The 13,501-nt window shown below is 48.9% G+C and carries 13 protein-coding genes; 6 read left to right on the top strand and 7 right to left on the bottom strand.

Annotation, left to right across the window (positions count from 1 at the left end; translation table 11 throughout):
* From ABEB26_RS07830 to cmk, 3 genes are all read right to left on the bottom strand, one after another.
* Positions 1-1,284 (bottom strand): PH domain-containing protein, encoded by a 1,284-nt coding sequence (locus ABEB26_RS07830; RefSeq protein WP_345721412.1) that lies wholly within the window; start codon positions 1,282-1,284, stop codon positions 1-3.
* Between the two features lie 11 nt (positions 1,285-1,295).
* The gene (locus ABEB26_RS07835) at positions 1,296-1,955 is read right to left on the bottom strand and encodes a lysophospholipid acyltransferase family protein (RefSeq protein WP_345721413.1); all 660 of its coding nucleotides are present in this window, start codon (positions 1,953-1,955) and stop codon (positions 1,296-1,298) included.
* A 153-nt stretch (positions 1,956-2,108) separates the two neighbouring features.
* Positions 2,109-2,798: a (d)CMP kinase gene (gene cmk, locus ABEB26_RS07840; RefSeq protein ID WP_345721414.1), complete on the bottom strand. Its 690-nt coding sequence runs from the start codon at positions 2,796-2,798 to the stop codon at positions 2,109-2,111.
* A 266-nt stretch (positions 2,799-3,064) separates the two neighbouring features.
* On the opposite strand from cmk, the gene ABEB26_RS07845 reads away from it, so the two are divergent.
* From ABEB26_RS07845 to ABEB26_RS07855, 3 genes are all read left to right on the top strand, one after another.
* Complete coding sequence (locus ABEB26_RS07845; RefSeq protein ID WP_345721415.1) at positions 3,065-3,877, top strand: hypothetical protein; 813 nt, start codon at positions 3,065-3,067, stop codon at positions 3,875-3,877.
* Positions 3,878-3,902: 25 nt separating this feature from the next.
* Positions 3,903-4,538 carry a ribosomal protein S18-alanine N-acetyltransferase gene (gene rimI / locus ABEB26_RS07850; RefSeq protein WP_345721416.1) on the top strand — a complete coding sequence of 212 codons (636 nt, stop codon included), beginning with the start codon at positions 3,903-3,905 and terminating at the stop codon, positions 4,536-4,538.
* 201 nt (positions 4,539-4,739) lie between these two features.
* The gene (locus ABEB26_RS07855; protein ID WP_345721417.1) at positions 4,740-6,116 is read left to right on the top strand and encodes a UDP-glucose dehydrogenase family protein; all 1,377 of its coding nucleotides are present in this window, start codon (positions 4,740-4,742) and stop codon (positions 6,114-6,116) included.
* 63 nt (positions 6,117-6,179) lie between these two features.
* Here the strand turns inward: ABEB26_RS07855 and ABEB26_RS07860 are convergent, their stop codons facing one another.
* Together ABEB26_RS07860 and ABEB26_RS07865 are read right to left on the bottom strand one after the other, a co-directional pair.
* On the bottom strand, positions 6,180-7,328 hold the full coding sequence (locus tag ABEB26_RS07860; RefSeq protein ID WP_345721418.1) for a hypothetical protein: 1,149 nt from the start codon (positions 7,326-7,328) through the stop codon (positions 6,180-6,182).
* A 233-nt stretch (positions 7,329-7,561) separates the two neighbouring features.
* Positions 7,562-8,110: a peroxiredoxin-like family protein gene (locus tag ABEB26_RS07865; RefSeq protein ID WP_345721419.1), complete on the bottom strand. Its 549-nt coding sequence runs from the start codon at positions 8,108-8,110 to the stop codon at positions 7,562-7,564.
* 98 nt (positions 8,111-8,208) lie between these two features.
* Between ABEB26_RS07865 and ABEB26_RS07870 the strand changes: the two genes are divergently transcribed.
* From ABEB26_RS07870 to ABEB26_RS07880, 3 genes are read left to right on the top strand one after another with little or no spacing between them, the layout of a single operon-like run.
* The gene (locus tag ABEB26_RS07870; RefSeq protein WP_345721420.1) at positions 8,209-8,844 is read left to right on the top strand and encodes a TetR/AcrR family transcriptional regulator; all 636 of its coding nucleotides are present in this window, start codon (positions 8,209-8,211) and stop codon (positions 8,842-8,844) included.
* Positions 8,845-8,882: 38 nt separating this feature from the next.
* Complete coding sequence (locus ABEB26_RS07875) at positions 8,883-9,800, top strand: glycosyltransferase family 2 protein (RefSeq protein ID WP_345721421.1); 918 nt, start codon at positions 8,883-8,885, stop codon at positions 9,798-9,800.
* Positions 9,797-10,813: a lysylphosphatidylglycerol synthase transmembrane domain-containing protein gene (locus tag ABEB26_RS07880; protein WP_345721422.1), complete on the top strand. Its 1,017-nt coding sequence runs from the start codon at positions 9,797-9,799 to the stop codon at positions 10,811-10,813. The genes ABEB26_RS07875 and ABEB26_RS07880 overlap by 4 nt, the downstream gene beginning before the upstream one ends.
* A 189-nt stretch (positions 10,814-11,002) precedes the next feature.
* On the opposite strand, the gene ABEB26_RS07885 is transcribed toward ABEB26_RS07880, so the two are convergent.
* Both ABEB26_RS07885 and ABEB26_RS07890 read right to left on the bottom strand, forming a co-directional pair.
* Positions 11,003-12,088, bottom strand: a complete 1,086-nt coding sequence (locus ABEB26_RS07885; protein ID WP_345721423.1) for a hypothetical protein — start codon at positions 12,086-12,088, stop codon at positions 11,003-11,005.
* 247 nt (positions 12,089-12,335) lie between these two features.
* The gene (locus tag ABEB26_RS07890; RefSeq protein ID WP_345721424.1) at positions 12,336-13,427 is read right to left on the bottom strand and encodes a hypothetical protein; all 1,092 of its coding nucleotides are present in this window, start codon (positions 13,425-13,427) and stop codon (positions 12,336-12,338) included.
* Between the last annotated feature and the right edge of the window lie 74 nt (positions 13,428-13,501).

Raw genomic sequence — 13,501 nt, forward strand, 5'->3', positions numbered from 1 at the left:
TTAGGTTCCGGTTTCCAACCGCTCGGTTGGCGGCAATTTGGCTTCGATATGGCTGCGATGATCATCAAACAGCACTTGTAGTTCATCGCGTTGTAGTTGATGATAATGCTGTAAAAGCATTAAGGTGCTATCAAATTCGCGGTCACGCGCCCGCTGCTCGAATTGGTCGCGATAATCGGAAATCACCGCCAGCACGCTATCGGGTGCAGCTACGCCACGAAAGGTAAAATTCTCGTTTTGCCCAGCGGTAAATAGCTCGACATCGCCATACTTCAAAATGCGTGCCCATAAATTTTCTTGATTCAGCGAAACATTCTGAATTTTATCCCAGGTTGTTTCACGTTTGGTTTCACGGCCCAAGGGCTTGCGCTCAATATCAATAATGTTGATTGGCGTAACAATATATTCATCGTTGCGCCAATCGATCACCTCGTAAATCAGCCAGCCGATACAAAAGATATCGAGTATCGCCAAAAAGACTAACGACCCACCAGACCGAATAAAATCGTAGCCGAGCAGCAGCGACCACGATAAATTGATGATTAGAAAGAGCAAAATTGGGTTAGCAGCCTCGACAAAAAGAAAGAGCCAATGTTTGCGCCAAATAATCGAATTGCCGCGCACCTCGGGGCTTGGCGGAATAATGCCCAAAAGTGTACGGCCAGTTTGTTCTGGTGGAATAAAATCGCTCAGCGGTGGCAAGCTTGGCATTGTGCCTTGTTTGAGCACTTTGGCTCTGACGATTTGCTGAATATGCTCAACATGCTCGACTTCTTTGAGCGGCGCAACAAATTCGAGAATTGTGTCGCGTACCAACGTAGGATTGACGATCCCGACGAAGGCAATGTTGCGCAAACGGCTGGCAGTTTGGACTTCAATTTCGCCATAATCGAAATAACGCGAAACCACTGATTCAGTGACGGTTTTTACGTCTTCAATTTCGCGCACATACAGCTCATTGCGCTGGACGCTGATCAAAAAACGTGAATTATAAGAAATAACCCGCTGATTGGTGACGACCAAGGCATCGTTGCGCCAATCGAAATAGCTATAAATCATGGCTCCGAAAAAGATCGTGCCAGCACCAAACAGCACAGTGTTCAGGGTATCAACGCCAACCACCGAGACCCGCCATAAGAAAATCACGGTACAAATAAACCAAAAAGTAAACCAAATTGAAAGATTGCGGGCCAAAATCAGCCAATGGCGATAGGCGATCAACTTGACCCGTTCATCAGCTTGGAGATTGATATTAAAACTGAGTTGAGGCACGTTGGTTGGCATAACATCCCATCCTATTCATAGCTGAGTTGGCTAACATTCGTGCCGCCATAGGCTTGCGGTAATAGAGCTGCAACTTGGGCCATAATTTGCTCAGCCAAATAATCGTGTTGGTGGGCGATTGGCAAGTTGTTTTGGGCCAGTTGCTCCAAGGTTTGGGGCTTGCCAATCGTAATCGTAACCGTTGGCCGACCAAACCAGGGAAATTTACCCAAAAATACCCGCTCCATGCCGGTAATTGCAATTGGAATAATCGGTGCGCCGCTTTGCTTGGCCAGCAGCACTACGCCAGCCCGCGCTTGTTGCAATGTTCGAGTGGTCGAGCGTGTGCCCTCAGGATAGAGGCCGATACATTGGCCTTGGCTGAGCAATTGCAGCGCCCGCCGAAACGCCGTGCGATCGGCTTCGCCACGCCGAACCGGAAACGCTCCTGCTCGCGTAATCACCCAATCCATAAAACCACCATCGAACATTTCAGCTTTGGTCATAAAATAGACATGGCGTTTGACATAACCGATGATCGTGGCTGGATCGGAGTAGCTAATGTGGTTAGAAATCAAAATTGCCGCGCCATGTTTGGGACTATGTTGGCTGCCTCGGACGATCACGCGGCGAGTGAAGATAAAAAAGAGCACTTTGGCGAGATAGTGATAAAAACGATAGAAGCGGCTCATTGATTACCCTCCCACATCAGCGTTGCTATTGCTATAGTATTTTGTTTGTAAGCCAATCGTCAAGCGTCAAAAGCTGTGACTGCGCTCAGCAAATGTAACAATGCTTAAACAAAAACGACGTGGAGCAACCTCCACGCCGTTGTTTTGCCGAAATTATGCTTGGGCTTCGACCCCGATTACGCTCAAGATTGCCTGAAACACCTCTTCTGGCGAGCGGCCATCAGTGGTGATGGTGATCGCATCGTCGGCCAAGAAGGTGTTGGCGGCATCTTTGGCATCGCGGCGATTCAAGTCGTCAAGCACTTCGCGATAGCTGATCGAGCGGCCACGGGCGTTGAGTTCTTGGGCGCGGCGTTGGGCACGCTCCTCAACCGAAGCATCAAGATAAATTTTCAACTGGGCATCGGGCATAATGACCGCCCCAATATCGCGGCCAGCCATCACGACATTGCCCGATTTACCAATGTGGCGTTGAATATCGCGCAGTGCCTCGCGGACTGCTGGTTGAGCGGCGACTTGTGAAACATTGCGTTCAACATTGGCGGCGCGTAACGGCCAAGTAATATCTTCGCCATTGGCTAACACCGTGTATTGGCGGCCATCGGCGATAGTTGGCGGAAGCACTTCAAAGTTGCTGGTTTGGGCGAGTTTGGCGAGAGCGGCGGCATCAGCGAGATCAACGGCTTGTTCGAGGGCTACATAGGTCAAGGCGCGATAGAGCACCCCCGTATCAAAATAGATATAGCCAAAATGATCTGCTAACAACTTGCCGAGCGTACTTTTTCCCGACGCTGCCGGGCCATCAATTGCAATTGTATGTGGTGTAGTCATAGTGAAAAACACAGATAATCCTTGCTGGATACCTCCGAACAGGCAATATTTGAGCGCATGCTGAAAGGTGAAGGGTACACATCGCAACCACTCTCCTGTTGAGTACCCAGCGTATGCAATACCCCACTACGGGAGTGAGGGGACAGTAAATCATGAAAAGGCTAGAAAGGCCATGGTTCTATTGTAGCATAATGATCTAATTTTGCTTAGATTATGGCAACGAGCCAGACGATCTGCTATAATCGCACGCCGAACCATGATCATAGTTGGAGGTTGCGATGCGCTCTGGCATCTGGCGAAGTTGTTGTCTATTGCTCTTAGTATTTCTGACTGGTTGCGGCAGCAGCCTGACAATCTACGATATTACCAGCAATCCTGCAAATTATAACGGTCAAGAAATTACGGTCGAAGGCGTTTACCTTTGGAAGCCGGGTAATCCTGGGTTGTCGGTATTGGCCAAGGCGGTGTCAACCCGCAACGATGGTACCGATGCTCAGCCCGTTGATAGCCTAGTGTGGCTTGATGAGTTTCCGGCTGAGGCGAGCGCCAATTTGCATCGCCCAATCGATAGTGTTTATGGCGCGGTGCGGGTCAAAGGCAAATTTGAAACTGGCGCGTTTGGCCCAGATGGCAGTTTTACCAGCCGTTTGGTGGTGCAATCTGCCGAAGCGATTGAGCGCGTTGAGCGCGTTGAGTATCCAGCGCCAACCGAAGCTCAGCCCAACCAGGTTTCAATCTACGAGCTAGAGAAAAATCCTTCGGCTTACAACGGCCAAACTGTGACCACTCGTGGCATGTATTACTGGACTCAAGCCAGTTCTGGTTTGTTGACAACTGGGGTGCAAAGCGAAAAGCCACTTGGCGATGACGTGGCCAGTGGGGTTAATCCGCAGCCGATGGGCACGCCAATTTCGATGGAAGGCTTTCCGCCTGATCTTTCGAGCCAACTCAACGTCGGACCAGGCAATGGCTTTGTTTGGGGCTTGGTTGAGGTAACTGGCACGTTCCAAACGGGCGGACAATTTGGCTTGGAAGGCCGCCATGGCTCACAATTGATTCTCGACCCAGCATCAGTTAAACCGATCAAATAAGCATTCATCAGCATAGAAGGCTGCAATGTACTACTTCCTAAAGGCTATGCACGAGGATGATATTCCGCGTGTCCAAGAAATAGAGCGCCAAAGTTTTTCAGCGCCATGGTCGGCCAATACCTATCGCCGTGAGTTAAGCTCGCCTGCGACCAGCCGCTATATCGTGGCTCGTTCAAGCCCAAGCTTGCCGCCCGATGAGCCAATTATGCCGTATGTGCCACGGCGCTCGTTGCTCCAGACCTTGTTGCCATCGGTGTTTACCAAGCCGCAGCCAGTCAGCCCCTTTCCCTTGGTGGGTTATGCTGGTTTGTGGTTGATGGTCGATGAAGGCCATATCACCACAATTGCCGTGGCTCCATCGCAGCGCAGCCAAGGCCTTGGCGAGTTGCTGCTGAATGGTTTGATCGACCAAGGCCTTGATATGGGAGCAACCCGCCTGACCTTAGAAGTGCGGATTTCGAATGAATCGGCGCAAAAGCTCTATTTGAAATATGGCTTCGAGCCAAGCGGCACGCGGGTGCGCTACTACACCGATAACGGCGAAGATGCCCTGATTATGTGGACTGATGTAATCACTGAGCCAAGCTATCAACACCGTTTGAGCGAGCTGCGTGAACGTTTGGCGTTACGCCTTCAGCGTCAGGCGGGGATGGTCGAATAGTCCTGTTGCACAAATGCTTGATGTTGGCTATGATGCATAAATTCAGGCTGCTAACCCACTGTGGTTGTCAGGTGCGGCGAGGGCGCTCTACCATCAACGAGGATGTTGGTCATTGTTCGCTGGTTAACATGGGACGGTGCCGTTTGTTATTAATGGTTGAGGTTGCTTCCACCGTCGAAGTGGCCTACCGAAGGAGCTTGCATGAAGATCGTCGTTGCAGGAACAGGCTTTGTGGGATTGCCCCACGCTGCGGTCTGCTCAGAATATGGTCATGAAGTCTATGCCTATGATATCGATACTAAGCGGATTGCGGCCTACAAAACCGCTAAGCGCGAAGAAATTGAAAAATATGTCAATGAGCCAGGCTTGGCCAGCATTATCCAAGAAAATATCAACCGTTCTCTGCATTTCATTGATGATCTTGAGCCGGTAATCGAAGGGGTCGATGCCTTTTTCTTGTGTTTGCCAACCCCACCCAATCGCGATGGCTCCTCGAACTTGAGCTACTATTTCGATGCGGTCAATCATTTGGCGAAGCTGTTGGCCAAACGTGCTGATCAACGCCGCGTGGTAATTATCAATAAAAGCACGGTTCCGGTTGGCACAGGCCGCCAACTTGAGGAAGTGCTCAAAAGCCATAATGTGCCAAACGTGGGGATTGCCTCAAACCCTGAATTCTTGCCCGAAGGTAATGCCGTTGAAAAATCACGCCATCCTGATCGGGTCGTGGTTGGGGCTGATACCGAGGAAGATTTCCGGATTTTGCGCCGAATCTACTCACAATTTATCAATCATGTGCGGATTGCCTTTATCGAAACCACCCCTGAAACGGCTGAATCGATTAAATATGTCGCCAACACCTTGTTGCTGACCTACATTTCGTTTTGGAACGGTGTTGGCGGGCGTTTGGCTGAATCTGTCTCAAATGTGCGCATGGAAGACCTTAAGCGTGGCGTGACCGCCGATACCCGCATTAGCAAATGGGGTTCGTTCGTGTCGAACGGCGCTGGTGGCTCATGCTTTGGCAAAGACATTCAATCGTTGATTTATCAACTCAAGAGTCGCAACCAAAGCACCGATTTGCTCGAATCGGTCTATGAAATTAACGAATATCAAAAGACCTATTTGATCGATCGGGCAGCAGCGGAAGCTGGCGTGAAGTTTAACAATAAAGTTGTGGCTTTGCTGGGCTTGGCGTTTAAACAACGCACCAACGATATGCGCGATGCCTCGGCCTTGAAGGTTGTCGAAAGCTTGCTTGGCCGTGGGGTCAAAGAAGTTCGCGCCTACGACCCAATGGCCGAAGAAGAAGCCAAGCGCTTTTTCAACCCTGAGCAAAACCATTTGTTCGAGCGCATCAGCTATCATCCTTCGGCTAAAGCAGCGCTCGAAGGCAGCGATATGCTGTTTATCTCGACCGACTGGGAAGAGTTCCGTGGGCTTTCGAGCACAATTGAAAGCACCGTGCCCGCACCATATTTGATCATTGATGGCCGCCGTATGATTCCCGACTACAACGAGTTGGTCGAACGCGGCTATAGCTATTTGGCAGTTGGCTCACCCTACTTAAACAAATAGCGATTATTTCTGCTTCAGCCGCCCTTGATTGGTTAAGATCAAGGGCGGTTGGTTGTTTTAGGCTTATTGTTCAACCCGAAAAATATCAATTCTTGATTTTTCTCGATTAATCAAGGCAAACATTGATTCATTTGGATGCCATACAGCAGACATTTCAAATTTACCTTCAATTTTGTGCTTTTGCTTTGTCTGTTGGTCATAAATAGTCATTGATCCATCAATACTGTAAATCAAATATCTATTATCGGCAGACCATGATGGTTCTCCAAGTTTATAGTTTTCATCAACCAAATTAGCAGTTTGAGTTTCACGGTCAATAATCCATAGGGCGCGATCCCAAGATTGATTAGCAGAAGTAACAACTGCAATCCATGATCCGTCTATTGATGGGGTTACTTGAAAAATAGTGTGATCTAAATTTTCTTTCAAGAAACTATTTCTGGATTGAATAACCCATGAATCAGACTTACCTATATATTGCAATTCTGATTGAGTATGGGCATATAAGCCATCATTAGTTAGGTTAGTTGAGGTAATCCATCCAGTTTTACTGATTAACTGCTCCGATTGTGGCTTTCCATCCCAGATTATCTTATTTTGTTCAATCTGCTGAATCGATTGATAGGCATAATGAAATAATCCTTTTGATGCAGTTGTTAGGGTTTTGATAGGGTGTCCTGTTTGATCAATCAACTTAAATTGTTGTTGTTGTTCAATAAATGTTGCTGCAATTGTACAACATTCTTCTGTCCATCGAGGTAAGTTGCCATTGTATGTTTGCCCATCGACCGCAACCGCAATGCTTACCGTATCTGAAGTAATAACTGAAACATTTGACTTCTGAATATCAAGAATCAATAGTCTGCCAACTAATGCATTAACATTGGTATCAACCGATGTTGCTTGAGCATAGAGCAGATATTGATTATTGGGAGACCACCCAGAGAGTACTGTCGGAATATGGTTTGATGCAACGGGATATGACTTTTCTACATAGACTTGCAATGGGGCAGGATCAGTATTGGTGACTGTTGGAATGGCCGTTAAATCAGGTAGATCTTGGATTGGCTCGGATGTTGCGGATAACGGCGTAGGATAGCTACTTGTTTGGGATTCTTGGTCAAGATTGGCTGGTTGTAAGGTTGGTTGGGAAACCCTCCCACATGCAGTGAGCATGCTTAGCATGAATCCAATGAGTGCAAGACGACGCATTGTATGGCTCCTAGTGAACAGAGATTGAGCGCAAGAAGATCGTTATTTAAGGGGGATTCTGCCCTCACTCTCAGAAGAATCTATTCGAGACTAGCAGACATGTGGTGTGTTAGCAAGCTATGTGATTATCCGGATGTGAAATTTTTGTGCCTAGTCGGATAATGCGAGTTTGCGTATTTGATCGAATGAGGGGGTGATATTACCCCCAAACTGACTTTATAATAATTGTTTGCCTAGCCTACGCTGCGCTGTTGATATTGCTGAGCTAGTTGCAAGACCTCGCTCAGCGACCATTGATCGTAGCCATGCACCCCATATTTGCAGGCCACAATTGTGCCATCGGGCGCAATCAGGAAATCGGCAGGCAAGCCCAGCGGGTTCTGGCCTTTTTCGGGCATGCCCACTCCATGCTTGAATAAGCCTTTGAGCATTGGCAACCATGATTTAGGGTGCAATACTGCCCAAATCGAGCTATCAACTCCAAAAGCAGCATAGAGTTTTTTGGTGGGGTCGGCAATCAGGGCAAATGGAGCCTCGGCATGGCTGGCGAGCATAGCAGTTTTCGATGAGTGAAATACTGCAACTTCTTGAATACCAGCTTCAGCTAGGGCCGAGTAGCCTTGAATAAATGAACGAATATGCAGATTACACATTGGGCAGCCCGCAAAGCGTCGAAATTGCAGATGGGTCAATTGCTGCGGGTGCGGAATGCTCAGCGCTTGATCGGCAATGCTTGTCAAATTGCGGGGATTAATCGTTTGGCCTGCTTGATAACGTGGCATCGGCTTGCTCCTTGCTAGTAGGTTGGGTATAATGAATTATGTAGTAATTATTACAGAATAGTATAATAAGTTTAAGCAAAGAAAGCAAGAGGACTGTGATGTCTGGGCAAGAACTTCCATTAGCCAATAATCAACGACGTGGCCGACCACGCGAATTTGATCGAACCACTGCCTTGGAGTGTGCGATGCGCCAATTTTGGCAGCATGGCTACGAAACGCTCTCGATGGCTGATCTGACCACCTGCTTGGGAATTAATCCGCCGAGTTTGTATGCAGCCTTTGGCAGCAAGCAAGCCTTTTTTCTTGAAGCTATCGACCATTATTTGGCGACGCGCGGAGCCTACGTTTATGCCGTGCCCAGCGACCAAAGCTCACCACGGGCAATGCTGACCCAACTGCTACAACGGGCGGCTGAGGCCTTCAGCGATGCTGCTTACCCAGCGGGCTGTTTTGTTTTGGCCAGCATTGCCACCACCTACGATTCGCATGAAATTGAGCAAGCGATTGTGGATCGCTGCCAGCAACACATGAGCAAAATTAACGAATTGGTCGATTTGGGAGTGCAAACAGGCGAGCTGCCAGCCACTACTAATCCTGATGAACTTGCTCAATTTTTCATTTGTGTGCTGCAAGGCATGTCGTTGCAAGCACGGTTAGGAGCCAGCACCAACCAACTCCAAGCGATTGTGGCGAATGCGCTGCAATTATGGCCACAAACCATGCGTTTGCGCTAGGCTAGTTTCTGGTACAATGCCTCTCCGGAGGTTCAACTGTGGAACGCACAACGCTTGTAAGTGCTCTAACCACAACGTCATCACCGTTTCCTTGGACGGTGAGCATTGTGATTCCAGCCTTTAATGAAGCCGCAACAATTGGCGGGGTGGTGCAAGAAGTTCACACACGCTACCCTGAACTTGAAATTATCGTGGTTGATGATCATTCTGCCGATGCAACCGTGGAAATTGCCACTGCTGCTGGCGCACGTGTGATCACCCGTCCTTATAACATTGGCAACGGCGCTGGGGTCAAAACTGGTGTTCGGGCTGCGACTGGCGAAATCGTGATCATTATGGATGGCGATGGTCAGCACAACCCTGCCGACATCGAACGCTTATTGAGCTATATTGGCGATTACGATATGGTGATTGGCGCTCGTTCGCGCTCAGGCCAAGAAAATTGGCTACGTTGGTTGGGCAATAGCGCCTTGAATGGGCTTGGCTCGTATCTGACAGGCATGGAAATGCAAGATTTGACTTCGGGCTTTCGGGCTTTTCGGCGTTCAATTTTGCTTGATTATATTCACCTCTTGCCAAACCAATTTTCGTGGCCAACTACCAGCGCCTTGGCTTTTGCCAAGGCTGGTTATCATGTGCGCTTCGAGCCAATCGCTATGCAACGCCGCCAAGGTGGCCGCTCCAAGCAAAAGCTGCTGAAAAATGGCTTTAAATTTACCATCATCATCCTGCGGATTATCAGCCTGTTTAATCCAATTCGGGTGTTTATGCCAGTCAGTGGCTTTTTCTTTGTGCTATGTATTATTTCGTATGTGTTGGGAGCGCTGAACGATAATAATTGGTTGCATCTGCCGCCGACGGCGCTATTTTGCTTGATTGCAACCATGTTTTTCTTTTGTTTTGGCTTATTGGCCGAAACGATTGCAGCGCTGCGCTTTGAACGGATTCGCCAATGAAAAAACGAATTATCAATGGGCTTTTGACAGCCTTGGGGCCAGCGATCTTGATTTGGTTTCTGGCTACCAACGATCTTGCCAGCATTTGGAATGTGATTCGTACCACCGATCCTTGGTTGTTTGGTGGTTCGGTGGTTTTGGTATTGCCGTTTCTCTATTCCAAGGGCTGGCGCTGGCGCTTGATTTTGCAAGGCTGGAATATTGAAATTAGCCCATGGTTTGCTTCATTGCTCTATACCTTGGGGATTTTTGTTGGCTCAGTTACGCCTGGACAGGGCGGCGATGCGGTCAAGGCCTGGTATTTGCGCCGCGAAGGCCATCCGCTGGGGCCAAGTTTGCTTTCAATTGTGGTTGATCGCTTCTTCGATGTGGCGATTATGGGCATCATTGCTGGCTCGGGCTTGTATTTTTATCGCACCTTTTTGCCTGGCAATGTGCAGCTGTTGATTGTGGCTTCGCTCTTGGGTGTGGTGGTTGGCGTGGCGATTTTGGCCAGTGCTGGCTTGCGACGTTGGTTTACGACCAACGTTGTGCCGGTGGTTGTTCCTGCCAAATTACGCCAACTGGCGGTCAAAGCTGGCCTCAAAGACCGCGTGCTGCATATGCCGCTCAGCCGCATTGTGACCTTGGTTTTGTTCTCATTCGTGACCTTGGGCTGGACGTTTATTCGGCTGTATTTGCTGTTTCTGGCGACTGGGGTCAAGATTGATATTGGCCCGTACATGGCCATGATTGCAATTATCTCCTTGGTCAGCGTGATTTCGATTGCTGGGATTGGCATTCGCGATGTGGTGATGATTTTGATTATGACCAACTTAGCCCAAACTGGCCAGATGCTGCCCGTGGCTGGTGGTAGCTTCACCAGCGAACAAGCGACCAGTTTGGCATTGGGCATTTCAACCCTCTTTTTGGTGTTGAATGTGATTAATGTGGTGCTCGGCTTCTTGGTTTCGCTACGCTACCCACTGGGCGATGCTTTGCTCAAAACCGATTTAGCCACGGTTGAAGAGTAGTTGTGAGAGGTCAGGGGCTAGGGATCAGGCGCTTGGTTTTGGAACCGCGAAGAGCGCGAAGATCGCCAAGGCTATTTGCCACAGATTAATATGGTTGAGTTTTGGACGATCTAGGCAATAAATAATCATACTTCGTGCGCTTCGTGTTCTTCGTGGATCAAAACTGACCTCTGGCCCCTGATCCCTATGCTATGTTCTATGCTCTATGCTCTTGGTATACGGTGGAATCGCGATTAAGCTCAAGCAAAAGCCCAAAATTGCCACCTCAAAGACCATGCCAGTCCACATATGGGTAATCCAGTTTAGCCCGATACTAGCCATAATGATCAAGTAGTAGCCAAGGAAGAAGCTTGCTGGCAGCAGGCTACAGACCAAGCGTACTGCCAAGGGTCGCTGTTGATTGATCTTCCATGTATGCATTGCAATATCAGCTAACAAGCCAACAATTGCCGCCCAAACGACAACAGGCCAATAGGCTTGCGAGCTTTTGTTATGGACAAACCAAATCAGACCAGTGCTGCCACCAATTAATAGCGTCATTGCCCCAAATGGTAAAGGCCAGAAACGCAGCGAGAGTAGCAAAATTCCAATCAATACCAGGGTGGTGATAATGCCTGTGCTGATGCCACGCATATCAATATTCGACATGGTTGATTCAATGTATGGCTCAGAGAGAAATGGCGCATTCACAATTGGGCTAGCATATTGGGTAAAGAAACTGACAGCAGACATCAAGAAAAACAGCGACATCACCATCGTGCCCAAATCACGCCAGCCACGCAGATGTGCACCAGCCTGAGCTTGGAGCCAAGCGGTGCGCAACGGAGCAGTGCCAAATAACATTGCGCCGCTGATAATCATTAAGTGGGGAGGACTGAATAAGGCATCAAGCCGTAACTCAAAACCAAACCATTCATGCCACATCAAATCGAGCGGAGCTGCAAACGAAAAGAGGATAATCCCCAGCAAGGCCGGAAAGTAACCTTGGGGCAGTGCCTTGGTCAGTGGATATTGGCGATACATATTGCGAATTTGCACCGTGCCGATCACGGTGGTAATGCCCAAAAAACCCGAATAAAGCACGGCATGCCATGGCGAGAAAAATGTATCGATTAATTGCTCGGCATGAGCCAAACCATCAATAAACAGGCCAATCAGCAGCCAAATGCTGAAGACGATACACAAGACATCAAGGCGCTTACTGAATGGTGGGTAGCCGACAGGGGCCGGATTCAGCCGTGATGCAGTGGTTTTGGTTGGGCCGACCGTTGCCATTCTTGGCCTCCTTGGGTTGATAGTTCGGCGGCGATAAAGAGCTAGCAGCTTGGATGCTAATTGCAAGAATGGCTCGACCGCCTTGTCATAAGATATGCCAATAGTAGCATAGATTCAACAATCGGCGATAGCCAAAAGGTAAACGCTAAGTAAACCAAAAGGTGCTATCTAGCCTAGTTTTCCTACACTTAAATTAAACGCACTCCATAGACGCATGGAGTGCATTTGAACTTCCTATCGGATTGATTTAGGCAGGTTTGGTCGTGGATTCGTAGGGTGGAGCCACCAAGAAACTCAGAATCAAGCCAACAATTGCTACCTCGAAAATCATGCCTGTCCACATATGGGTAATCCATGTGAGGCCAGGCCCAGCCATAATAATCAGGTAATAGCCAAGGAAGAAGCCGGCTGGCAATAAACTACATAACAAGCGAATGCCCAAGCGATTATGGCGATCGATCTTCCAATAGTGCATAGCGCAATCGGCAGCAAGGCCAATCACCACGGCCCAAACTAAAACAGGCCAGTATTGCATGACGCGAGAGGCACGCATCGCCCACAGCAAGAACATGCTGCCACCGACGAGCAGCGTGATCGAGCCAAATGGCAAGGGCCAGAAACGTAGCGACAACAGCAAAATACTAATTAATACGAAGGTGCTGATATGGGCTGAGGCGATGCCCCACAGGTCAGCCCGATACATCTCAATTTCGGGCGCACCAACATAGGGCAATGAAAGCCACTTGGGTGAGGCCAAAGGATGGGCATATTGGGTCATAAAGGCGATCGTGACCATCAGAAAAAACAGCGACATGACCATTGGCGCTAAGCCACCACGCCAGCCTGCTAATTTTTCACCTTGCTGCATGCGAATCCACGCAGTGCGCAATGGAGCGGTTCCAAATAACATCGCTCCAGAAATCAGCATCAAGTGCGGCGGACTGAGCAAGGCATCAAGCCGCAACTCAAAGCCAAACACATCATGCCAAATAAAATCCAGCGGGGCGGCAATTGCAAATAAGATGATGCCCACGAGTGCCAGTAAATAGCCACGTGGCAAGGCTCGCCAAAGCGTGTAGCCTTTATACATATTGCGCAGTTGTAGCCCACCGATCCATAAGGCTACCGCCAAAAAGCCCGAGTAGAGAATCAAGTGCCATGGAGTGAAGAAGGTATCCACGGCGTTAGCAGCATGGGCTGCGCCATCAGCGAATAAGCCAATCAACCACCATGCCGCAAAGACCATTGACATGAAATCAAAGGTGATACTCGATGGTGGATATTCGTCTGGGCGAGGCAAACTCGAAACATTCCGACCAATCCGTCCGATTGAGGCCATATCAAACCCCCTAATTCTTGATAGTGTCAGACCGCTGCGGATACGTGGGGTGGTAGCCTTTCCACAAGCATGGG

It is taken from the genome of Herpetosiphon gulosus, from assembly GCF_039545135.1.
Classification (GTDB): domain Bacteria; phylum Chloroflexota; class Chloroflexia; order Chloroflexales; family Herpetosiphonaceae; genus Herpetosiphon; species Herpetosiphon gulosus.

Bases quoted from the DNA above. Each gene is read 5' to 3' on its own strand.
- ABEB26_RS07830 (WP_345721412.1), bottom strand. From the start codon at position 1,284: ATGCCAACCAACGTGCCTCAACTCAGTTTTAATATCAATCTCCAAGCT.
- ABEB26_RS07835 (WP_345721413.1), bottom strand. From the start codon at position 1,955: ATGAGCCGCTTCTATCGTTTTTATCACTATCTCGCCAAAGTGCTCTTT.
- ABEB26_RS07845 (WP_345721415.1), top strand. From the start codon at position 3,065: ATGCGCTCTGGCATCTGGCGAAGTTGTTGTCTATTGCTCTTAGTATTT.
- rimI (WP_345721416.1), top strand. From the start codon at position 3,903: ATGTACTACTTCCTAAAGGCTATGCACGAGGATGATATTCCGCGTGTC.
- ABEB26_RS07855 (WP_345721417.1), top strand. From the start codon at position 4,740: ATGAAGATCGTCGTTGCAGGAACAGGCTTTGTGGGATTGCCCCACGCT.
- ABEB26_RS07860 (WP_345721418.1), bottom strand. From the start codon at position 7,328: ATGCGTCGTCTTGCACTCATTGGATTCATGCTAAGCATGCTCACTGCA.
- ABEB26_RS07865 (WP_345721419.1), bottom strand. From the start codon at position 8,110: ATGCCACGTTATCAAGCAGGCCAAACGATTAATCCCCGCAATTTGACA.
- ABEB26_RS07870 (WP_345721420.1), top strand. From the start codon at position 8,209: ATGTCTGGGCAAGAACTTCCATTAGCCAATAATCAACGACGTGGCCGA.
- ABEB26_RS07880 (WP_345721422.1), top strand. From the start codon at position 9,797: ATGAAAAAACGAATTATCAATGGGCTTTTGACAGCCTTGGGGCCAGCG.
- ABEB26_RS07885 (WP_345721423.1), bottom strand. From the start codon at position 12,088: ATGGCAACGGTCGGCCCAACCAAAACCACTGCATCACGGCTGAATCCG.
- ABEB26_RS07890 (WP_345721424.1), bottom strand. From the start codon at position 13,427: ATGGCCTCAATCGGACGGATTGGTCGGAATGTTTCGAGTTTGCCTCGC.